The organism is Lottiidibacillus patelloidae (assembly GCF_002262935.1).
In the GTDB taxonomy this organism is placed as follows: Bacteria; Bacillota; Bacilli; order Bacillales; family SA5d-4; genus Lottiidibacillus; species Lottiidibacillus patelloidae.
In genome coordinates, this window is sequence record NZ_NPIA01000002.1 from 308,476 (window position 1) to 329,284 (window position 20,809).

Genomic DNA, 20,809 nt, shown 5'->3' on the forward strand with positions numbered 1-20,809 from the left:
ATTTTTAGAAGTTTTTCGCATTAGGTTTATTAAAGCCGTATTGCTCGAAAAACTCTTCTCTGAAGTCTCCTAAGCGATCTTCTGAAATTGCCTTGCGAACCTTCTCCATTAATTTTATCAGAAAATGCAAGTTGTGGTAAGTACAAAGACGCAATCCGAATGTTTCATTGCTTTTTATTAAATGTCTAATGTACGCTCGGCTGTAATTTTTACAAGTATAGCAATCACATTTTTCATCTAACGGTCTAAAGTCACGTGCATATTTTGCATTTCGAACAACTAAACGACCTTCACTTGTCATTAACGTTCCGTTTCTTGCGATTCGAGTAGGTAACACGCAGTCAAACATGTCTACGCCTCTTATTGCACCGTCAATTAACGAATCTGGTGAGCCAACTCCCATTAAGTAACGCGGCTTATTAGAAGGTAATTCTGGCGTTGTGAATTCAAGAACACGATTCATCACGTCTTTTGGCTCCCCAACGGATAATCCGCCAATTGCATAACCAGGAAAATCTAAAGAAACTAAATCTTTAGCACTTTGTTTTCTTAGTTCTTCATATTCTCCACCTTGTACAATTCCAAACAACCCTTGATCTTCCGGACGTTTATGTCCTTCAAGACATCTTTCAGCCCAGCGACTCGTTCTTTCCACTGATTTTTTCATGTAATCAAATTCAGCAGGGTAAGGAGGACATTCATCAAATGCCATCATAATATCTGAGCCTAAGTCGTTTTGAATTTCCATTGCTTTTTCCGGTGATAAAAATAGCTTTTCACCATTTAAGTGATTACGGAAGTGTACCCCTTCTTCCTCAATTTTGCGGAGATCACTTAAACTAAAAACTTGGAAACCACCTGAGTCAGTTAAAATTGCACCGTCCCAGTTCATGAATTTATGCAAGCCACCTGCTTCACGAATAATATCATTACCAGGGCGAAGCCATAAATGATATGTATTACTTAAAATGATGTTCGCACCCATGTCTTTTATCTCTCCAGGAGCCATCGTTTTAACAGTAGCAAGCGTACCTACTGGCATAAATACCGGCGTATCAAAACTTCCGTGTGGCGTATGAACTTTACCTAATCTCGCTCCTGTTTGTTTACACGTTTTTATTAATTCATATCTAATTGCTGTCATTCTTGGTGCCTCCTATTAATAATTAACATCGCATCTCCAAAACTAAAGAAACGATATTCATTTTTTACAGCGTTTTCGTAGGCAGCAATCACATTTTCACGACCAGCTAGGGCACTAACAAGCATAATTAATGTTGACTTTGGTAAGTGAAAATTTGTAATCATTGCATCAATACCTTTAAATGTATAGCCAGGATAAATAAAAATATCTGTCCAGCCAGACTCACATTTAAATACTCCATCATTTTTTGAAGCGATTGTTTCAATTGTCCGTGTAGAAGTTGTGCCAACGGTTATAATCCTGCCACCTTTTGCTCTAACATCATTTAAAAGGTCTGCCGTTTCTTGTGACATGGAATAATATTCAGCATGCATATCATGCTCATCAATATTTTCAACAGATACAGGGCGAAACGTTCCTAACCCAACATGGAGTGTAATAAAAGAGATATGAATCCCTTTGCTTCTAATATCATCTAGTAATTCATTTGTAAAATGAAGGCCTGCTGTTGGTGCCGCTGCCGAACCACGCTCTTTCGCAAATACAGTCTGGTAGCGGTCTTGATCATCTAGTTGTTCTTTAATATACGGTGGAAGTGGCATTTCGCCTAATGAATCTAGCACTTCATAAAAAATTCCTTCATAGTGAAACTGAAGGACGCGACCACCTTGTTCTTCCATGCTTAAACAAGTTGCCTTTAACCTTCCATCACCAAAAGTAATGACTGTTCCTTCTTTCACCCTTTTGGCAGGCTTAACTAACGTTTTCCATTTATCTTGCCCTTCTTCATTTAAAAGAAGAACTTCTACTTTGGCACCCGTATCCTCTTTCATCCCATATAACCTTGCAGGTAAGACGCGGGTATCATTCAATACTAAGCAATCACCTTCACGCAAATATTCAATAATGTCATAAAAATGACGATGCTCAATCTCACCTGTTTCTTTATCTAATACCATAAGTTTTGAACTGGTACGCTCAAGTAATGGCGTCTGAGCAATTAATTCTTCTGGTAAGTGAAAATCATAATCTTCTACTTTCATATTCATAGCACCTTTTCTTTATTTTAGCGGAACTTCCCGAACAAATAGAAAAGTAATGAAAAAACAACACTAACAATAATGGAAGTTACGATAGGAAAGTAAAATGTTGCATTTCCTTTTTTTATTAAGATATCTCCTGGTAATTTTCCGATAAATTTAAAGAGAACCCCAATGATAACAATCAAAATTCCAATTGTAATAAGTGTTTTCCCAATATCCATTTATTCGTTAGGCACCTCCATATTAAAATGTTCATACGCTTGTTTCGTTACTATTCTTCCCCTAGGAGTACGTTGAATAAAACCTATTTGTAATAAATAAGGTTCATAAACATCTTCAATCGTCTCTGATTCTTCACCAATCGTTGCTGCAATAGTATCTAGACCAACTGGACCACCACGGAATTTTTCAATCATGCCAACTAATAGTTTATGGTCGATATGATCTAAACCTAAAGCATCTACTTGCAACATTTGCAACGATGTACAAGCTAACTCTTCCGTTATATTACCATTTCCTTGTACTTGAGCAAAATCTCTTACACGTCGTAGTAAGCGATTTGCAATTCGAGGTGTTCCACGGGATCGTCTAGCAATTTCAAGAGAAGCACTACTTGAAATTGCTATTCCCATAATTTCTGCAGATCGCGTAACAATTTCTGTTAAGTCTTCTTCTTTATAATACTCTAGTCTACTCATTACACCGAAGCGATCACGCAGTGGTGCAGAAAGACTCCCCGCTCTAGTAGTAGCTCCAACTAAAGTAAATGGCGGTAAATCGAGACGGACTGACCTTGCAGAAGCGCCTTTCCCAATAACAATATCTAAACAAAAGTCTTCCATTGCTGGATATAAAACTTCCTCAATCGATTTATGGAGGCGATGAATTTCATCAATAAATAATACATCCCCAGGCTCTAAAGCAGTTAAAATCGCTGCTAAATCACCAGGTCGCTCAATAGCTGGACCTGCAGTCGTTCGCAACTCTCCACCCATTTCATTTGCTATTATTTGTGCCATCGTTGTTTTCCCTAACCCTGGTGGCCCATATAAGAGAACATGATCAAGAGTTTCTTCACGCATCTTGGCAGCTTGGATAAATATTGTTAAATTCTCTTTTACTTTCTGTTGACCGATATATTGTTTTAACGTTTGCGGTCGCAGGCTTAGTTCCGTTTTTTCTTCCTCCCACGATGCATCGCTCGATACAAGACGTTCATCCATAATCGTCAACCTCCGTTACTGTAATAATGCTCGTAAAGCTTTTTTGACATATTCATCTGCAGAACATTCCTGCTCTAATAAGATTGGCATGACCTTTTTAATTTCTCTTTCCGCATAGCCGAGTGCTTTTAGTGCTTCAATAGCCTCTTCTAAAGGAATGTTCTTGTCTTGTGTAGATTCGACTTGAACTTCTGGCTGGAATAAGTTAGGTAGCTGATCTTCGAGCTTTCCTTTTAAATCTAAGATCATTTGTCTAGCAGTTTTCTTACCTACACCAGGAAATTTCGTTAAAAACTTATCATCTTCATTTTCAATGGCATTAGCAAGTTGTTTCGGTTGTCCCGCTGCTAAGATAGCAAGTGCACCCTTTGGTCCAATCCCAGAAACTTGGATCAGTTTCATAAATAAAGATCGCTCATCATGTGTCGGGAATCCATAAAGAGCGATTAAATCTTCTCTTACGTATTGATATGTATAGACCGTTACTTCTTCCCCGATTTGATCTTGGAATACGAACGGATTGGCAGTTAATATCTGATATCCTATATTATTTGTTTCAATAACTACATAAGTTGAAGCAATATTGTTCATTGTCCCTTTTATATATTCATACATGACTCTCTCTCCCTTTTTCAAAAACCGAACATGCATTTCCCTATCTTATTCTATCATAAGCAACTATAAAAAACAGTAAGGAAGGGCCACTCAAAATGAGTAGCCCTTCTGTTTATCTTACTTCATATTCTTTTAATGATTGTAATAATTGACTATACTGATCCTTCGAAATAATGACAATTCCTTCTTTTAGTTGTTCTTTCAATTTACTTTCCAACTTCTCTAAATCAATTTGAAAAAATGATTGAATCACTTCATCAGCTGCAGGATTCCCTTTATAAATCGATAACCTACCTTCTTGGTCTATGCCAAAATAGCCGTTTGCTTTTAAAAGAGGCGAAATATCATCTATATGTTGTTTAAAAGTGACTTGTCCTTCTTTTTGGTCTAACAATTGCCAGTCTTCATATTGAGCCCAAAAGTCATCCATTGACCAAATCGTTTGCTTAATTACTTCTTCGCTTGTCTCACCATCTAAGTAAATTCGCTTCAACACAACCTTTAATTGTAATGGAGCTAGTGTTGGTGAAGATTTTTTCTCTTGTTCTATCTCTGTTCGTGCGATTAATTTTTCATTTTCTAATACTGTGATTTGTTCCTTTCCCTTAACTTCTTTAACAATTGTTTGATAAGAGAATACAGCTGTACTCAATACTAACATCATAATAATTGTGATTTTCATAGGATCACCTCAACATAATAATAAATATTAAAATAGCTCAAAATCTATTATTGCCAACTAAAATAAAAATTATCCATAGAAAAGCGAGGCGAACGTTCAGCGACGTATAAGCTGGAGCAATTTGTTTGAGATAAAGGAAACACAGATTGGACAGCTATAAAAAAAAGCAAGAAACCGTAACGGTTTCTTGCCTAAAAGGATAAGTTAGTAATTGTCGTTATCAAATGGTTCTCTCATTGCATCGCCCATATCTTCCATCATTTCGTTTAAATCCGATTGGAAATTATCAATTCGGTCTCCATTTCGCAGACCATCATGAATTGTGCCAATTCGTCTAAACATATTCTCATCTGTAACGATGCGAACTTCTTTACCAGCAGCTAAGCCTCGGATTGCGTTCCTTACTTTAGCTTCAACATCTTTGTCATTTCTGTCATTCGTATCGATAGCTACAATGACAGTATTATTGTAGACAACTGTATTGACATCTTCTACATTTGGCATTGCTTCAATTCGCTGATCAATACGGTCAGCAATTGTGCCATTTCTTGCATACCCTCGATCATAATCATACGTGCCAACCATACCTCTGTCACGAATATTATCTCGAGCGTTATTACGGCGTGTGTTAATAAATGGCACATTTCGTCTGTCATTATTATCTATGTCAAACATATCAGATAAAGGACCTTGATCCATTCCTCGACCGTTGTTGTAATCAAAGTCGGTATCTGTGTCATCGTTAGTATAATAACCTATAGGACGAGTTGTATTGTCATACCTATTTTCAACACCTTGTTCATTTGTATTACACCCGACTAATCCACCAAAGATTAACGCAGCAGAAAGAGTAGTAAAAGTAGCTTTTTTCATTATAAAAAACCTCCCTTTCACCTATTATGATGGCAAAGAGAGGAGGAATTTAGTCTGTTATATAAAGGTAGTATCTCTATAATTTTTCCTAGTTTTTTTCTTTAACAATATCGCGTAGGTCTGAAACAAGCTCCATTCTTTTAACATAATGTCTTTCTAATTGGTAAATAAAGTCGTATATCTTCTTTTCATTAATTGGCACATTTGTCGTTAAACGATTCCATTCCCTAAATATATCTGTAGGATAAATTAATGCGGTTGCAAACCATTTTGTTTTTATTAAATCAGATAAACTGTGATGAAACTCATCCATAATACTTTCTAAGGAATAATCGCAATATGGGAAAAATCGATTCACTAATTGGAGTGTATCATACTCAAATGGTGCACATGCCATAAGGTCATAGTCAATCATCACAATACTTCCATCATTTTTTCGAAGGAAGTTGTGATTTGCCACATCACCGTGAATAATGATTCCTTTTCTTCTTGCACTTCTTTCCTTTTGTTCTAACACTTCAATTGGTAACGTATCTAGAGCATATTCTCCCCACTTTAAAAATTTTTTCATCATTTTATGCTGGGAGTCCGTTAACAATTTTCGATTGTCATATAAGTTGTAAAAGAATGTGTCAAGACGAGTCGCCCATTTTGAATAAAGCGAGTATTTAGGGACAAACTCAGGTCTTCGGTCAGTTAAAATAGATACTTCTTGTTGAAAAATTCGTAAATGATCATAAGCAGCAATTCGATCTTTTCTTATATTATAAGAAAGTGGCTTCCCTTCAATATAAGGCATCAGTGCATAGTAATACTTATCCGATTTTTTAACGTATTTCCCACTTTCAAATGGGATAAAACGTACAGAACCCGAAAAAGACTTCTCGGCAAATATCCTTGCCAACCAAATTTGCTTCAGAATGTGGTTTTTACTTTTGTATCTTTTAATTACTAAGTAATTGTTTTCAGTAGATAATAAATATACATTCTCATTAATTACTTTCAGTTCATCTGCCGAAATATTGAATTCATTTTTAAATTTTAAAAGAAGACGATTTTTAAAATCGTCTTCTTTATGTGATTTCATGTTACTCATTGTCACTGCTTTCCTCATCTAACCTTGGCATTTGTTGGTACATTTGAGGTTGCTGCATCATTGGGTATTGCATCATTGGCTGTTGCTGCATCATTGGTTGTTGCATCATCGGCTGTTGCATTTGTGGATAGCCCATCGGTCCGTGACATCCACAGTGGTGCATTGGGTGGTGTCCATATGGCATCTGCTGTTGCATTGGCATTTGTTGCTGCATAGGCTGTTGCATTCCTGGATAACCCATTGGCATGTGTGGTCCCATTGGTTGTTGCATTCCTGGATAACCCATCGGCATTTGATGACCTTGTGGCATTCCCATCATACCAGGCATCTCTGGCATTTCTGGTGACTCTGGAGATTCATACTCTTCTCCACCCATCCCCATTTGCGGTTGCATACCAGGTGCCATTTGTGGCATTTGTTGTCCCATTGGCATTTGTTGCATTGGCTGTTGCATTCCTGGATAACCCATTGGCATCCCTGAACCTGGCATCATTGGAGACATAGGTACACAGTGTTGGTGATGCATTAAATGGTGATGATGTGCCACTGGCTGTTGATGCATTGGCATTTGTTGCATTGGCATCATTGGCATTTCAGGTGATTCTGGTGATTCATCATCCATCATATCTGTCATAGGAGCTTGTTGTGCTTGCATTTGTGGGTATTGAGGATATTGTGGCATTTGTGGCATCTGTTGCATCGGCATTTGCGGCATGTCGTATGGCATCTGTTGCATTGGCTGCATTTTAGGCATCATCGGCATCTCAGGTGACTCTAAAGAATCTGGTGACTCCTCCATTTTCGGCGGTGGTGTCATTTTTGGCTTTTGTTTTTCTTTCCGTGGCATACTTGCTACCTCTTTTGGTTTAACTGTAATACCTTGGGATGGAACCTTAATCTTCATTCCTGGCAAAATATTATCTGGATTACTTAGATGTGTGTTCACTTTTCGAACATCATCTACTTTTACATTATATCGATTGGCAATGTTAGATAATGTTTCGCCTTTTTGTACGATGTGTATTTTCAAGTTTATTACTCCCTTCTACAAAGTCTTAAATAGTATATGATTGTATAGGGCTTTTGCCACTATAGCTTCTCAGCTAAAACATATGTTAGGATTAGTGGTTTTATGAATAAAAAAAGACGACCTAAATGGCCGCCTACACTCTTTCTAACATTCGATTTAATGCGAGTTTTGCATCTTTAGCAACAATTTCTTCCACTTTAATTACATTTATTAGCTTTCCCTCGACAATGGATTCCAGTGCCCAAAGTAAATGTGGCAGATCAATTCTATTCATTGTTAAACAAGGGCACATATTTGGATTTAAAGAGATAATTTCTTTATCTTTATGAATACTCTTGATTCGATTTACTAGGTTCATTTCTGTTCCAATCGCCCATTTCGATCCTGCCGGACTATTGTTTATAGTAGTTAAAATCATATTTGTAGAGCCCGCTTCATCAGCTTGCTGCACTACTTCCCAACTACATTCTGGGTGAACGATAATTTTCATTTCTGGATCGTTTTTTCTAATATCATTAATGTTTTCTATCGTAAACTTTTCATGAACGGAACAATGTCCTTTCCACAAAATAACTTTTACTTTTTCAATATTCTCTTCATATTCAAACGTTTCTGTAATCGGATCCCAAATTGCCATTTCATCTAAAGGAATTCCTAAATCATAGGCGGTATTTCTTCCTAAATGCTGGTCAGGTAAAAATAATATTCGTTCTTTTTGTGTAAATGCCCATTCTAACATTTTCTTTGCGTTCGAAGATGTTACAGTAGCCCCGCCATGTTTTCCGCAAAATGCTTTAATTGCTGCTGTTGAGTTTACATACGTTAATGGGATAATCGTATCTCCAAGTGCTTTTTGCATGTTTATCCAACCACGTTCGGTTTGGTCAATATTTGCCATATCAGCCATTGAACACCCTGCACGCATATCAGGTAAAATTACCGTTTGCTCATCCGTCGTTAATATATCAGCTGTTTCTGCCATAAAATGCACGCCGCAAAAAACGATAAATTCAGCTTTATTATTTTTAGCCGATAGTTGCGCCAACTGCAGTGAGTCACCAGTATCATGAGAAAATTGAACAACTTCATCTTTCTGATAATGATGCCCTGGTAAATATAAGCGATCACCTAGTTCTAGTTTGATTTGCTTTACTTTATTCTCCATCTCTTCTGTTGACATCTTACGGTATTTATCAGGCAATGAGGCGTTTGTCATTTGACTTAGTAAGTTCATGCCTTAAACCCTCCCTTAATATTAAAACTAATATCTAACCCTTTTGCTGAATGAGTAATAAATCCTAAAGAAATATAATCTACTTCTGTATCTCGATAACTTGCGATATTTTCTAATGTAATGCCGCCTGAAACTTCTGTGACTATCGTTTTTGGTACATGTTTTTTCATTTGCACTACCTGTTCAGGCGTGCAATTATCAAACATAATAATATCTGCTTGTGCCTCAACAGCTTCAATGACTTGCTCTGTCGTTTCCGTTTCGACTTCCACTTTTACCATGTGACCTATTTTGTTTTTAACAAGCTGTACCGCTGCCATAATACTACCTGCTGCAGCTATATGATTATCCTTCAACATTACTCCATCATAAAGACCAAATCGATGATTATAGCCTCCACCACACGTGACAGCGTACTTCTCAAATGCACGCAATCCAGGTGTCGTTTTTCGCGTATCACAAACTCTTGTTTTCTCACTATCTAATGTGGCAACAGCTTGCTTTGTTAGCGTAGCAATTCCACTCATGCGCTGAATAAGGTTTAGCATGACCCGCTCGGCTTTTAAAAGCGCTTGTATTGGCCCTTCTACTAATGCGATGACTTGATTTATTTTCACATTATCGCCATCGTTAACGTACATCTCTACTTTTACTGTTTCATCGATTAATTTAAAAGCTTCTTCCAAGATGGTTTGCCCAGAAAAAATACCGTCCTCTTTTACTAATACTTCTCCTGTTACACGCTGATTTTGCTGGAAAATAATTTCACTTGATAAATCTCTGCCATTTATATCTTCGTGAAAAAATGTTTTTAGTTTTTCCTTCACATAAAAACTGTCCATCATTATCCCTCCTACTTCGCACAATTTGTCTTTTGAGCCATCTATTATTGTCATTCTTTATAAAATCATCTCGGTAATGCGCACCGCGGCTTTCATTTCTTTCTAAAGCTGAAGTTGCAATCAACCAGCCTGTTGTCAGCATATTAACCATTGTCATTTCCTTTAATGGTAAATCGAAAGCACTATCTTCGTTTATAGGGAGTAAAAAACGTTCAAACCATTGCTTTGCACCTCTGAGCCCATTTTCATTGCGGACAATTCCTACATTTTCTGACATCACTTTTTGTAATTCTCGTTTATTTGGGAGTTGTAGCTTCGTTATTAATATAGAAGGCTGATTCGGTGTATTAACACGAAGCTTAGATTGACTTTTAATTGCACTAGCAGCAAGTTTTGCAAAAACTATTCCTTCTAAAAGGGAGTTGCTTGCAAGTCGATTCGCTCCATGCACTCCTGTACAAGCCACTTCACCGACTGCATAAAGCCTTGGAATGGACGTTTCTCCAAATTCATTTGTCTTTACTCCACCCATCATAAAATGCGCACCAGGAGCTACTGGAAGGCTTTCTCTTTCAATGTCAATGTTATTTTTAAGGCATTGAGCAGTAATCGTAGGAAATCTAGATTGAAAATCCGGAATTTTACTTATGTCTAAAAATATTTCTTCTCCTTTTTTCATTGAGAAAAAAATTTCTCGTGCAACAACATCTCGTGGTGCTAAATCTTTTAAAGGGTGAACGCCTTCCATAAGTGCTTGCTTATTTTTATTAATTAATGTCGCCCCTTCACCTCGAACAGCTTCTGAAATGAGCCCATTCCCTTTGCCATCTTTAATAAGCATCGTTGGATGAAACTGCACAAACTCCATATCTGCTAATTGCGCACCAGCGCGATAGGCCATTGCAATGCCATCACCAGTTGCACTTTTTGCATTTGAAGTCACTTCATAAAGTTGGCCAAGTCCACCAGTTGCTAAAACCGTTGTACTAGCGAAATAATAAGTCTTCTTTCCAAGCAAATCTTTTGTCCAAACTCCAACACAAATTTCATTTTCCATTAATAGATCCATCGCCATTTCATTTTCGATGACGGATACATTTTCTTTTAGTTGTGCTCGTAACTTTTCCATAATTTCATGACCAGTTGCGTCTCCGCCAGCATGCAAAATACGCGAATGACTGTGGTTACCTTCTTTACATAAAGCAAGTTCTCCACTTTCATTTTCATCGAAAGGTACACCTAATCTCTTAAGAAAGCGAATTGCATCTGGGCCGTTTTTTATTAATGTTTTTGTTAACTCTTCTTCATTATGAAAATCCCCTGCAGTTATAGTATCTATAAAATGACTAGCAAAACTGTCCTGTTTAGTCGTTACTGCTGCAATGCCACCTTGCGCTAAATTCGAATTACACTCTGTTAAATTTCCTTTAGCTATGACAATAACTTTTTTTTCTTTTGCTAACTGCAATGCAGTTACGAGACCAGCAATTCCAGCACCGATAACTATGACATCCGCAGTTTTCATTTCCATAGTGGTCTTCCTCCCGCTACCTATGTCTAAACTACTGTCTTGACACCTATATTTACACAGATTTAAACTTATGACAAGAACTTATTTAAAAAGGTAGTGATTAACATTATTTATTTAGATTACAGTGCGACTACGCCAGTTAGCGAGAAAGCATTAGAAATTTTCAATACTGTGAGTAAAGAATACTTTGGAAACCCACAAAGCCTACATGATATTGGATCTAACGCGAATCGTTTACTAGAGGTTTGTCGCAAGGAGCTATCATCGATGATCCACGGTCATCCAAATGGGATTTATTTTACATCTGGTGGTACAGAAAGTAATATTTTAGCGATTCGTTCTTTGCTAAAGGGAAGTAGCCCAGAGAAAAAGCATATCATTACAAGCAAAGTGGAGCATTCATCGATTTTGAACACGATGGAAGCATTAGCAAACGAAGGCTATCATATTACGTATCTTCCTGTTAATTGTGATGGCGAGATTGAATTAGAAAGGTTAAAAAAGGAAATTAAACCTACTACAGCACTTGTCTGTTTAACTCACGTCAACTCGGAGATTGGAACGATTCAACCTATAAAAGAAATTGGTGCATACTTAAAAATGGTCGATATTCCATTACACGTTGATGCTGTTCAATCTTTTGGAAAAGTAGATGTAAATGTTGCCGAGGCAAATGTAGCAAGTCTTGCTATTTCTAGTCATAAAATTTATGGTCCTAAAGGTGTTGGTGCATGTTATGTAAATCCGCAAATAGCATGGAAACCACTTTTACCAAACACGAATCATGAAGGAGGTTTTCGAGCAGGAACAGTAAATGTTCCTGGAATAGCGGCTTTTGTAACAGCAGCTGGTGAAGTCATCGAAGCGATGCCAGAAGAGGTTAAAAGATATGACTTGTTAAGAAAACTATTTATTAAAACGGTAGCTGATGAAAATAAAGATATAAAAATAGAAGAACATCCATCAAAGCATAAACAATTACCAACCATTATTGGATTGCGTTTAAAAGGGATTGAAGGGCAATATGTGATGCTTGAGTGTAACAGGCAAGGTATTGCTATCTCAACAGGATCTGCATGTCAAGTTGGCCTTAATACTCCTTCGAAAACAATGTTGGCGCTTGGAAGGTCGAAAGAAGAAGCAAATGAGTTTATCCGCATTTCACTTGGCCGTGAAACAACAGAGGAACAGATAAAGAAAGTTGCAATCGTCTTGTCAGACATTTATGATGCTTATTATAAGAAATAAAGGAGTTTTACTATGAAAGAAGCTGAGAAGAAGATTTTAGGGGAAAAACGACGGTCTATGTTACTACAATGGTTAAAGGAAAGTGAACAACCTTTAACAGGTAGCGAATTATCTAATCGAACGAATGTTAGCCGGCAAGTAATTGTGCAGGACATTTCCTTATTAAAAGCACGTAACGAACCAATTATGGCAACTGCACAAGGCTATGTATACTTTCAACATACGAAAACTGATAAGCCTAATAAAGTAGTTGTTTCAAATCACCCACCAGAAAAAACAGAAGAAGAATTAAATATCATCGTTGATTTTGGGGTTACTGTGAAAGATGTCACCATTGAACATCCGATTTATGGTGATTTAACCGCTTCGCTTATGTTAAAAAACCGCCATGATGTGGCAATGTTTATTGATAAATTTACATCGACAAATGCTTCTCTCTTATCTGAACTAACAGATGGCGTTCACTTACATACGTTAGAAGCTGAGAAAATGGAGCAAATTGATCAAGCTTGCGCTGCACTTAAGCAAGCAGGTTTTATCCTTGAAACTTAAATGCTTAACAAAAAAGCAAGGCATAGGAACTTCTCCTACCCTTGCTTTTCTTTATTCTACAAACTCAAATTCATATTCTAAAATACGAACTAAATCGCCGTCTTCAGCACCACGAGCTCGTAATGCTTCATCAACACCAAGCGTACGCATTTGCTTTGCAAATCGTTTAATAGACTCATCTCGCTCGAAGTTCGTCATTTTAAACATTTTTTCAATTTTTGCTCCCTCAAGGACGAAAATACCTGCACTATCTCTAGTAATTGTAAATGGTACTTCTTCCGCCTCATGTTTATAAAGAACTCTTTCAAGTACTTCTTCTTTTTCCTCAAGTGGAAACTCAGGAGTTTTTTCAATTAAATTGGCAACTTCAAATAGCATATCTCTAATTCCCTCTCTTGTAACAGAAGAAATAGGGAACACTTTAACATCGTCACCAATTTGCTCTTTAAATTTAGCTAAATTTTCTTCAGAGTCTGGCATGTCCATTTTATTCGCAGCAACAACTTGCGGTCTTTCTAGAAGACGTAAGTTATATTGCCCAAGCTCTTCATTAATCTTTTGATAGTCATCATAAGGATCTCTACCCTCTAAACCAGACATATCTACAACGTGGACAATGACACGTGTACGCTCAATATGTCGTAAGAACTGATGCCCTAAACCGACACCTGCATGAGCACCTTCAATTAGTCCAGGTAAATCGGCCATAACGAAACTACGACCATCACCAGTTTCAACCATCCCTAAGTTAGGAGCAATTGTTGTAAAGTGGTATTCAGCAATTTTCGGTCTTGCTGCAGATACTACAGAAAGTAATGTTGATTTCCCAACACTTGGGAAGCCGACTAAACCGACATCTGCTAATACCTTTAATTCTAATTTAATTTCACGCTCTTCCCCAGGTTCACCATTTTCAGAGATTTCTGGAGCCGGGTTTGCTGGTGTTGCAAATCGCGTGTTACCACGTCCGCCACGACCACCTTTAGCAATGACAGCTGTTTGTCCATGATGTACTAAATCAGCAATCGTTTCACCAGTTTCAGCATTGTAGACAATTGTGCCTGGTGGTACTTTAACAACCATATCATCAGCATTTTTTCCGTGTTGCCCTTTTGAACGTCCATGCTCACCTCTAGGTGCCTTGAAATGACGCTTATAACGGAAATCAATTAATGTGCTAAGTCCTTCTTCTACTTTAAAAACAACATCAGAACCATTACCACCGTCTCCGCCAGCTGGTCCACCTTTTGGTACATATTTCTCACGACGAAAGGCTACCATGCCATTTCCGCCGTCTCCACCTTTTACATATATCTTGACTTGATCGACAAACATTTATTTCACCTCGTTTAATCGAAGGGTAAATACTAACTCTTCTTCATGTATTGATATGTCTTTTATGCTCATGTTACTTCCCAATTGATTATGTAACATTTTTTCAATGCTACTAGTATCATTAACTTTTCCAGAAAAATCAACAACTATCGATTGTTCTTCCTTATACAATTGGAACGATAACATAATATGGTTTTCTACACCTTCACAAGCGACATCTTTCAAAGTAAGAAAGAATTGCGTAAACCACTTCGTTAACATTTCATCATATTTCGATAATTGTACACCACTATTCGTAATTTCAAAGTCAACGACAAATGGATTTCCTTCCCAATTAACTGTTAGCAAGTAACTTGCAAGTTTATTTGCGTGTAAATTGGATAAGTTCGATTCGTTTGATGTTCGTTGAACGATGTCTTCTATTATAGCATGTACTTTTTCAACATTATTTAACGCTAAATTACCTTTAATTAGTTGTAATTGATTAAGCCAATCATGACGACAGTGTCTTAATAGCTCTATTGTATCCCAATTTTTTTTCATAATCCTACTCCTAATCCACGTGTCTCTCTTAAGAAATTATACCAAAGATGATAAAAGTTCGCAGGGGTATGATGGATAATTATTTTGAAGTAAGTTTTCAGTTGAAGGGTTTGAAGAATAACAATTTTTTATGCAAGAAAAAAACTCTAGCCATAACGGCTAGAGTTATAGATTGTCATTTAAGCTTCTTGTGCTACAGGGTATACACTTACTTTTTTACGGTCACGTCCATAACGTTCGAATTTAACAACGCCATCAACTTTCGCGAATAAAGTATCGTCTCCACCAATACCAACATTGTGTCCTGGATAGATTTTCGTACCACGTTGGCGATAAAGAATAGAACCACCAGTTACGAATTGTCCATCAGCACGCTTTGCACCAAGACGCTTTGAGATAGAGTCACGTCCGTTCTTTGTACTACCTACCCCTTTTTTCGATGCAAAGAATTGAAGGTTTAATTTTAACATTCAGTCCACCTCCTATTTATCAATAATTTTTAAGTACTGCTTTCCTTCACTCTCGATTGCCCTTAAAGCAACGAGCATTGCTTCTAAAAGCAGTTGCATATCATCATATGTTTTTCCGCTAATTTGCTTCGGGACACTGCAATGTAAGTAACCACCATCTTCATTCATCGTTGCTTCTAATTCGACACCACAAAGGGTATCGATGGCATTTTCCATGCCGAAAACAACAGAAGAAACGGCTGCACATACGAGATCATGACCGTGAGGACCTGACTCTGCATGACCACTTAACTCAAAAGCGCGAATTTTATGATTTTCACGTGTAATGTTAACGGTAATCATAAGTTAACAACGCCTTACGCGTTAATTTTTTCAATGATTACTTTTGTGTATGGCTGTCTGTGACCTTGCTTACGACGGTATTTCTTCTTCGCCTTAAACTTGAAAACGATCACTTTCTTAGCGCGGCCTTGCTTTTCAACTTTAGCAGTTACAGTTGCTCCGTCAACAGTTGGGCTACCAACTTTAACGTCTTCACCACCAACCATTAATACACGGTCGAAAGTTACTGTTTCACCTGCTTCAGCGTCTAACTTTTCAATGTAGATAGCTTGACCTTCTTCTACCTTTACTTGTTTACCACCAGTTTCGATAATTGCGTACATAATTGCACCTCCTCATTGTCTCAGACTCGCCAAAAATCAGGCAGCGTTAACGCGTTTAAAAACCTGCTTTGTGCGGTTGGAGCACTTTTGGTGCCCAAGTCTAACGAAAAAATAATATCATAGTGCATGATTTTTGTCAATTCGTGTTTGAATTTCTTTTCCTGTTCCAAGTTGCTTTATTTCATAGGTTTTTTGGTCACTTTGCTCACGTATAGTAACAAATAATTCGAATGGAAGTTTCTTTTGTAACTCTTCATATAAAACGCGAAAATCATATTTCATCAAGTGCAACATTTCACTAGAAACAGTTAACCAAAGTGCCTCATCATCTTGATAACGATATTGTAAAAGCTCTCTTTCCATTTGATAAAATGCAGAAGGAACTGTTTCTGTACGACCAATACCAGCACAAGTAGGGCATGTTGCTGTGAGCGTCTCTAATAAGCTTTGACGAATTTTTTTCCTTGTTAATTCAAGTATTCCGACAGATGTAAAATGGAACACTTGTGTTTTCGTTCGATCATTCTTTAATTGTTCTACCATCACATCTCTTACTTGTTGCTGTGATTCCATGTTTTTCATATTAATAAAATCAATTAAGATAATGCCGCTACTATTTCGTAGTCTTATTTGCCTGGCAATTTCTTTGGCTGCCTCTATATTCGTTTTTAACACCGTATCTTGAAAGTTTCCTTTACCGGTGAATTTACCAGTATTTACATCAATTACAGTACAAGCTTCTGTTTTTTCAAACGTAATAAATCCACCGCTTTTTAACCAAACGATTTTCTTTAAAGCTTTATCAATTTCTTGCTCAATCCTATATGTAGAAAAAATGTCTTCCTTTTCGTAATGCATTTTTATTTTACTAGGGAGTTCGCTATCGTGAAGGAAACGTATTAACCTATCCCGTTCATTTTCATCATCGATTATTATTTCTGAAATATCATCTTCTGGGATGCTACGTAACAATTGCTTAAACAGCGACATTTCTTCATGAATTTTTAGTGGACCTTTTTTTCCCTTTGCCTGTTGAACAATCTCATTCCAACTAGTTCGCAAATACGTAAATTCTTTTTTTATTTCATCTTCTGCCGCCTCTTCACATGCCGTTCGCAATATAAGACCTTCATCATTGCTACATAATTGTTCACCGAAAGAACGCCACTTTTCGCGCGTTTCTTCATCCTTCATTCTTTTGGAAACAGCTACATACTTTCCTTGTGGTAAGTAAACGATATATTTTCCAGAGAGCTCAATCACTTCCGATAATTTAGGACCTTTCGAACCAGTCGCTTCTTTTGCTACTTGAACTAATAAACTTTGCCCTTGCGTTATCGCTTGAGATATCGTTACTCCTTTAAGCTTTTCATTCGGGTGCTGTTGTGTCGCAAGCAACGTGTCTTCACGCCCTAAATAACCATTTTTCTCATGGCCAAGTTCAATAAATGCCGCTTGAATTCCCGGAATCACTTTTTCAACTTTTCCTAAAAATATATCTCCCGCTTTTGCTTCATTCGAAGGTTGGTCAATTAATAATTCAACAACGAGATCTTCTTCTAAAATTGCAGCTCTTTTTTCAGACCCTCTTGCATTGATGATAATCTTTTTTTGCAATGAAATAACCTCACTTTTTACTCACTACTGCTATTTTACATAAAAAGATCATCGATTGTACAATTTGACCGTTTATCAGAAAAGTGTGCTTTTAAAAGCTCCCGTTCATCGGTTTTTTTGCCATTATTAACGATAAAAATATGAAATACGTCACGGTAAAACCACGAAAATGTCGCTGATACTTTCGCACTTTTTTTGACTGCAAAGGCTTTTGTTTTTGGGAAAATTCGCTCTTTATCATAATACCTTTCCATTAAAAATCGGATAAGTGTATAGTTTCGCTGTCTATAGGCGAATACATTGGTAAAACAAAGAAAACTAATAATTAACCAAACATTTAGTTGTAATGGATAGGAAATGATTGTCCAAGTTGCAAAGGCTAATAAGCAAAATGCTGAACTAATCAAGGCAATGGATAGTGCCTTTTTAAATGGATATAAATAGGATGTGAAAATTAAAATAAGCTTCCCACCATCTAATGGCCATATAGGGAGTAAATTAAAGATTAAAATAACAGTATTATGAAAGAGAAATAATTCATAAGTTACTTGCGAAACAACCCCTAATTTATACAACAAAAAAGAGAAACCTATCATCCAAACGTGCTGCAAAGGACCAGCTAGTATAATAATAAGTTCCTCTTTTAACGGTTTATTTCCATGTTCATCAAGTTCAGCTACTCCTCCGAATGGGAGTAGCATTATTTTCGTCACTTTCCATTTAAAAAAACGGGCCGCTATGTAGTGACCCATTTCATGTATCATTACTATCATAAAAATCATAATAACTACTTTAAAGTAACCAGTCATAATTCCAAGTCCAGCAATTACCCAAAATAAAGGATGTACTTTTACTATTTTCAAGAGATTTATGATACTATTCAAATTTTATCACCTGAATAGGATCGATAAACGTATCCTCCTGTTTTATTGCAAAGTAAAATTCACCAGTCGCTTGTGAATCATTTTCTCGTTTTGAGGCAATCCCGACAACTGTTCCCGTTTTTACGTAATCATAATAATTTACCTCAATACTTTCTAACATTCCGTACCATGTTTGACCACCACCTGGATGATCGATTATAACTGTTTTTCCAATATCATCTCGATTACCTACGAAGATTACCATACCATCTTTAACTACTTTCACCTCTGACTTTTCACCAGTTTCAATCATAAGACCCCTACCGTCCGTTTTAAAAGGCGTTAACACATGTCCTGAAGCAGGAATGGCATAACCCATGCCTTTTGCGTCAGTCACTGATTTTTCATCATATAAGGCATCTTCAGATGACGGTAGTAATGCTAAAGGCTTTCCAAATTTATCTTCATACCACTTAGCTACAGTTGCAAATTGAAAGTCTTTTTCAAAAACACCTGTTACAAACTGGCGCGTTTCCATAAATTGTGGCGATTGGTTTTTAAATAGAATTCCAACCATTAAAAAGAGAATAGCCGCAGCAAAAATTTTCATGATAAACACATCTTTATTAAATAACGGGTGAATGCCATCGTTTTGTGGAATCCGATTATTATTGATAGGCTTACTAGAATGTTCATTTCTAGCAATTTTTTGGAGCTTCAAACGTTTTCTCTCGGCTAATCGTCTCTTAATTTCATTCGCTCTTCTATTCATAACTACCCTTCCTTTTCAAACTACCATTTTGATAAACTATATGACTTGTCCGCTGTAGATATGACAAAAAGAAAAGCTGAGACGACTGTTCAGCGACGTATGAACTGGAATACTTCGAGTGAGATAAAGGAAACACGGTGAGCTAGGCGAGGCGATGTTGACTTATCGCAAATGAGAAGTATGAAGTTAACTAGTCGCTAGGAGTCGAAGCTAGACAGTTAAAGAAAAGCGAGGCGAACGCTTAGCGACGTAAAACCTTATAACTCTTTGAACTAAGATAAAGGAAACACAACGAGTGGAACGAGATGATGTTGACTTATCGAAAGTGAGAAGTCTATAGGTTTCTAGTCGTTGTGAGCCGCAGCTGGATCAATAAAGAAAAGCTGAGATGACTGACTTGCTGTAAAGCGCAGTCAAAATACGGAGACTCCTACGGGAACAGCCCGTGTCCGAAGACCCCGATAGAAAGCGATTTTTTGCTTTCTAAGGAGGCTGAGGCCGGGCCCGTGGAAAGCGAAGGATTTTGACAAAGCATATAAATATTTCCTAATAATAAAAAAACCATCCAGATTGTAAGTCTGAATGGATTTGGCCTTGTCTATTCTTATAAACTTTTTGTTCCAGCCTTTTAACGAATGCCGAAAAACTTTTTCATTTTCGTAAACATAGTTTTGTCATCATTCATATCTAGTAAAGGAACAGATTCACCTAAAATACGTCTCGCAATATTACGGTAAGCAATCGCTGACTTTTTCGTAGGATCTAAGACGATAGGTTCACCAGTATTTGCCGCCTCAATCACTTGGTCATCGTCAATTACGACTCCTAAAATATCGATGGACAGTACTGAAACAATTTCTTCAACGTCTAGCATCGTTCCTTGTTTCACCATATGATTACGAATTCGATTGACAATTAAACGTGGTGACTCGATGTGAGGCTGTTGCTCAAGCAAGCCGATAACACGGTCAGCGTCACGAATCGCCGAGATTTCCGGAGTAGTAACAACAATTGCTTTATCCGCTCCTGCTATTGCATTTTGGAAACCTTGCTCAATTCCAGCTGGACAATCGATTAAAATATAATCAAAGTCATTTTTCAAGTTGTTTATAATCTTTTTTAATTGTGTTGGCGTTATAGCTGATTTATCCTTTGTTTGAGCTGCAGGCAATAAATAAAGATTTTCAAAACGCTTATCCTTAATTAATGCTTGCTCAAGGCGACAACGCCCTTCTGCAACATCGACAAGATCATAAATAATTCTGTTTTCAAGACCCATCACACAATCTAGATTACGCAAACCAATATCAGTATCAACTAAACATACTTTCTTCTCAGCCAATCCTAAAGCAGATCCTAAATTGGCAGTAGTAGTAGTTTTACCTACTCCACCTTTTCCAGATGTAATTACGATCGCTTCACCCATAATGG

General features: G+C 37.1%; 23 protein-coding genes and 1 other annotated feature. Of the genes, 2 read left to right on the plus strand and 21 right to left on the minus strand.

Annotated elements, in window-relative coordinates; translation table 11 throughout:
• Positions 1 to 4: 4 nt before the first annotated feature.
• The 12 genes from tgt to nadB form a co-directional block, all read right to left on the minus strand.
• The gene (tgt, locus tag CIB95_RS05615; RefSeq protein WP_094923006.1) at positions 5 to 1,144 is read right to left on the minus strand and encodes a tRNA guanosine(34) transglycosylase Tgt; all 1,140 of its coding nucleotides are present in this window, start codon (positions 1,142 to 1,144) and stop codon (positions 5 to 7) included.
• Complete coding sequence (gene queA / locus CIB95_RS05620; RefSeq protein WP_094923008.1) at positions 1,141 to 2,187, minus strand: tRNA preQ1(34) S-adenosylmethionine ribosyltransferase-isomerase QueA; 1,047 nt, start codon at positions 2,185 to 2,187, stop codon at positions 1,141 to 1,143. Before queA ends, tgt begins: the two co-directional genes overlap by 4 nt.
• 23 nt (positions 2,188 to 2,210) lie before the next feature.
• Positions 2,211 to 2,408 (minus strand): DUF2905 domain-containing protein, encoded by a 198-nt coding sequence (locus CIB95_RS05625; RefSeq protein WP_094923011.1) that lies wholly within the window; start codon positions 2,406 to 2,408, stop codon positions 2,211 to 2,213.
• Complete coding sequence (gene ruvB / locus CIB95_RS05630; RefSeq protein ID WP_094923014.1) at positions 2,409 to 3,410, minus strand: Holliday junction branch migration DNA helicase RuvB; 1,002 nt, start codon at positions 3,408 to 3,410, stop codon at positions 2,409 to 2,411.
• A gap of 15 nt (positions 3,411 to 3,425) precedes the next feature.
• Positions 3,426 to 4,025, minus strand: a complete 600-nt coding sequence (gene ruvA, locus CIB95_RS05635; protein ID WP_094923017.1) for a Holliday junction branch migration protein RuvA — start codon at positions 4,023 to 4,025, stop codon at positions 3,426 to 3,428.
• Positions 4,026 to 4,137: 112 nt separating this feature from the next.
• Complete coding sequence (locus CIB95_RS05640) at positions 4,138 to 4,707, minus strand: intercompartmental signaling factor BofC (protein ID WP_233143923.1); 570 nt, start codon at positions 4,705 to 4,707, stop codon at positions 4,138 to 4,140.
• A gap of 204 nt (positions 4,708 to 4,911) precedes the next feature.
• Positions 4,912 to 5,580, minus strand: coding sequence for a YhcN/YlaJ family sporulation lipoprotein (locus tag CIB95_RS05645; protein ID WP_094923020.1), 669 nt, complete (start codon positions 5,578 to 5,580; stop codon positions 4,912 to 4,914).
• Positions 5,581 to 5,668: 88 nt separating this feature from the next.
• Positions 5,669 to 6,676, minus strand: coding sequence for a phosphotransferase (locus tag CIB95_RS05650; RefSeq protein WP_094923023.1), 1,008 nt, complete (start codon positions 6,674 to 6,676; stop codon positions 5,669 to 5,671).
• The gene (locus CIB95_RS05655; RefSeq protein WP_142296468.1) at positions 6,669 to 7,706 is read right to left on the minus strand and encodes a LysM peptidoglycan-binding domain-containing protein; all 1,038 of its coding nucleotides are present in this window, start codon (positions 7,704 to 7,706) and stop codon (positions 6,669 to 6,671) included. The genes CIB95_RS05650 and CIB95_RS05655 overlap by 8 nt, the downstream gene beginning before the upstream one ends.
• 133 nt (positions 7,707 to 7,839) lie before the next feature.
• Positions 7,840 to 8,940 (minus strand): quinolinate synthase NadA, encoded by a 1,101-nt coding sequence (nadA, locus tag CIB95_RS05660; RefSeq protein WP_094923029.1) that lies wholly within the window; start codon positions 8,938 to 8,940, stop codon positions 7,840 to 7,842.
• Positions 8,937 to 9,782 carry a carboxylating nicotinate-nucleotide diphosphorylase gene (gene nadC, locus CIB95_RS05665; protein WP_094923032.1) on the minus strand — a complete coding sequence of 282 codons (846 nt, stop codon included), beginning with the start codon at positions 9,780 to 9,782 and terminating at the stop codon, positions 8,937 to 8,939. Before nadC ends, nadA begins: the two co-directional genes overlap by 4 nt.
• On the minus strand, positions 9,706 to 11,313 hold the full coding sequence (gene nadB / locus CIB95_RS05670; protein ID WP_332893076.1) for an L-aspartate oxidase: 1,608 nt from the start codon (positions 11,311 to 11,313) through the stop codon (positions 9,706 to 9,708). The genes nadC and nadB overlap by 77 nt, the downstream gene beginning before the upstream one ends.
• Before the next feature lie 96 nt (positions 11,314 to 11,409).
• On the opposite strand from nadB, the gene CIB95_RS05675 reads away from it, so the two are divergent.
• Positions 11,410 to 12,561 (plus strand): IscS subfamily cysteine desulfurase, encoded by a 1,152-nt coding sequence (locus CIB95_RS05675; RefSeq protein ID WP_332893078.1) that lies wholly within the window; start codon positions 11,410 to 11,412, stop codon positions 12,559 to 12,561.
• Between the two features lie 12 nt (positions 12,562 to 12,573).
• Complete coding sequence (locus CIB95_RS05680; protein WP_094923035.1) at positions 12,574 to 13,113, plus strand: transcription repressor NadR; 540 nt, start codon at positions 12,574 to 12,576, stop codon at positions 13,111 to 13,113.
• A gap of 51 nt (positions 13,114 to 13,164) precedes the next feature.
• Here CIB95_RS05680 and obgE read toward each other — a convergent pair whose 3' ends face one another.
• From obgE to minD, 9 genes are all read right to left on the minus strand, one after another.
• A complete protein-coding gene (gene obgE / locus CIB95_RS05685) occupies positions 13,165 to 14,448 on the minus strand; it encodes a GTPase ObgE (protein ID WP_094923038.1) in 1,284 nt (427 codons plus the stop codon).
• On the minus strand, positions 14,449 to 14,991 hold the full coding sequence (locus CIB95_RS05690; RefSeq protein WP_094923041.1) for a Spo0B C-terminal domain-containing protein: 543 nt from the start codon (positions 14,989 to 14,991) through the stop codon (positions 14,449 to 14,451).
• Positions 14,992 to 15,170: 179 nt separating this feature from the next.
• Positions 15,171 to 15,461, minus strand: a complete 291-nt coding sequence (gene rpmA, locus CIB95_RS05695) for a 50S ribosomal protein L27 (RefSeq protein WP_094923044.1) — start codon at positions 15,459 to 15,461, stop codon at positions 15,171 to 15,173.
• A gap of 12 nt (positions 15,462 to 15,473) precedes the next feature.
• Positions 15,474 to 15,803 carry a ribosomal-processing cysteine protease Prp gene (locus CIB95_RS05700; RefSeq protein WP_094923047.1) on the minus strand — a complete coding sequence of 110 codons (330 nt, stop codon included), beginning with the start codon at positions 15,801 to 15,803 and terminating at the stop codon, positions 15,474 to 15,476.
• Between the two features lie 14 nt (positions 15,804 to 15,817).
• Positions 15,818 to 16,126, minus strand: coding sequence for a 50S ribosomal protein L21 (gene rplU, locus CIB95_RS05705; protein ID WP_094923050.1), 309 nt, complete (start codon positions 16,124 to 16,126; stop codon positions 15,818 to 15,820).
• A gap of 12 nt (positions 16,127 to 16,138) precedes the next feature.
• Positions 16,139 to 16,214 (minus strand) — a sequence feature (ribosomal protein L21 leader region).
• A 29-nt stretch (positions 16,215 to 16,243) separates the two neighbouring features.
• Positions 16,244 to 17,743, minus strand: a complete 1,500-nt coding sequence (locus CIB95_RS05710; RefSeq protein WP_158217568.1) for an Rne/Rng family ribonuclease — start codon at positions 17,741 to 17,743, stop codon at positions 16,244 to 16,246.
• A 35-nt stretch (positions 17,744 to 17,778) separates the two neighbouring features.
• Positions 17,779 to 18,627 carry a M50 family metallopeptidase gene (locus CIB95_RS05715; protein WP_094923055.1) on the minus strand — a complete coding sequence of 283 codons (849 nt, stop codon included), beginning with the start codon at positions 18,625 to 18,627 and terminating at the stop codon, positions 17,779 to 17,781.
• Complete coding sequence (locus CIB95_RS05720; protein ID WP_094923057.1) at positions 18,620 to 19,378, minus strand: M23 family metallopeptidase; 759 nt, start codon at positions 19,376 to 19,378, stop codon at positions 18,620 to 18,622. The genes CIB95_RS05715 and CIB95_RS05720 overlap by 8 nt, the downstream gene beginning before the upstream one ends.
• A 628-nt stretch (positions 19,379 to 20,006) precedes the next feature.
• The gene (minD, locus tag CIB95_RS05725) at positions 20,007 to 20,804 is read right to left on the minus strand and encodes a septum site-determining protein MinD (protein ID WP_094923060.1); all 798 of its coding nucleotides are present in this window, start codon (positions 20,802 to 20,804) and stop codon (positions 20,007 to 20,009) included.
• Between the last annotated feature and the right edge of the window lie 5 nt (positions 20,805 to 20,809).

Bases quoted from the DNA above. Each gene is read 5' to 3' on its own strand.
- tgt (WP_094923006.1), bottom strand. From the start codon at position 1,144: ATGACAGCAATTAGATATGAATTAATAAAAACGTGTAAACAAACAGGA.
- queA (WP_094923008.1), bottom strand. From the start codon at position 2,187: ATGAAAGTAGAAGATTATGATTTTCACTTACCAGAAGAATTAATTGCT.
- CIB95_RS05625 (WP_094923011.1), bottom strand. From the start codon at position 2,408: ATGGATATTGGGAAAACACTTATTACAATTGGAATTTTGATTGTTATC.
- ruvB (WP_094923014.1), bottom strand. From the start codon at position 3,410: ATGGATGAACGTCTTGTATCGAGCGATGCATCGTGGGAGGAAGAAAAA.
- ruvA (WP_094923017.1), bottom strand. From the start codon at position 4,025: ATGTATGAATATATAAAAGGGACAATGAACAATATTGCTTCAACTTAT.
- CIB95_RS05640 (WP_233143923.1), bottom strand. From the start codon at position 4,707: ATGAAAATCACAATTATTATGATGTTAGTATTGAGTACAGCTGTATTC.
- CIB95_RS05645 (WP_094923020.1), bottom strand. From the start codon at position 5,580: ATGAAAAAAGCTACTTTTACTACTCTTTCTGCTGCGTTAATCTTTGGT.
- CIB95_RS05650 (WP_094923023.1), bottom strand. From the start codon at position 6,676: ATGAGTAACATGAAATCACATAAAGAAGACGATTTTAAAAATCGTCTT.
- nadA (WP_094923029.1), bottom strand. From the start codon at position 8,940: ATGAACTTACTAAGTCAAATGACAAACGCCTCATTGCCTGATAAATAC.
- nadC (WP_094923032.1), bottom strand. From the start codon at position 9,782: ATGGACAGTTTTTATGTGAAGGAAAAACTAAAAACATTTTTTCACGAA.
- nadB (WP_332893076.1), bottom strand. From the start codon at position 11,313: ATGGAAATGAAAACTGCGGATGTCATAGTTATCGGTGCTGGAATTGCT.
- CIB95_RS05680 (WP_094923035.1), top strand. From the start codon at position 12,574: ATGAAAGAAGCTGAGAAGAAGATTTTAGGGGAAAAACGACGGTCTATG.
- obgE (WP_094923038.1), bottom strand. From the start codon at position 14,448: ATGTTTGTCGATCAAGTCAAGATATATGTAAAAGGTGGAGACGGCGGA.
- CIB95_RS05690 (WP_094923041.1), bottom strand. From the start codon at position 14,991: ATGAAAAAAAATTGGGATACAATAGAGCTATTAAGACACTGTCGTCAT.
- rpmA (WP_094923044.1), bottom strand. From the start codon at position 15,461: ATGTTAAAATTAAACCTTCAATTCTTTGCATCGAAAAAAGGGGTAGGT.
- CIB95_RS05700 (WP_094923047.1), bottom strand. From the start codon at position 15,803: ATGATTACCGTTAACATTACACGTGAAAATCATAAAATTCGCGCTTTT.
- rplU (WP_094923050.1), bottom strand. From the start codon at position 16,126: ATGTACGCAATTATCGAAACTGGTGGTAAACAAGTAAAGGTAGAAGAA.
- CIB95_RS05720 (WP_094923057.1), bottom strand. From the start codon at position 19,378: ATGAATAGAAGAGCGAATGAAATTAAGAGACGATTAGCCGAGAGAAAA.
- minD (WP_094923060.1), bottom strand. From the start codon at position 20,804: ATGGGTGAAGCGATCGTAATTACATCTGGAAAAGGTGGAGTAGGTAAA.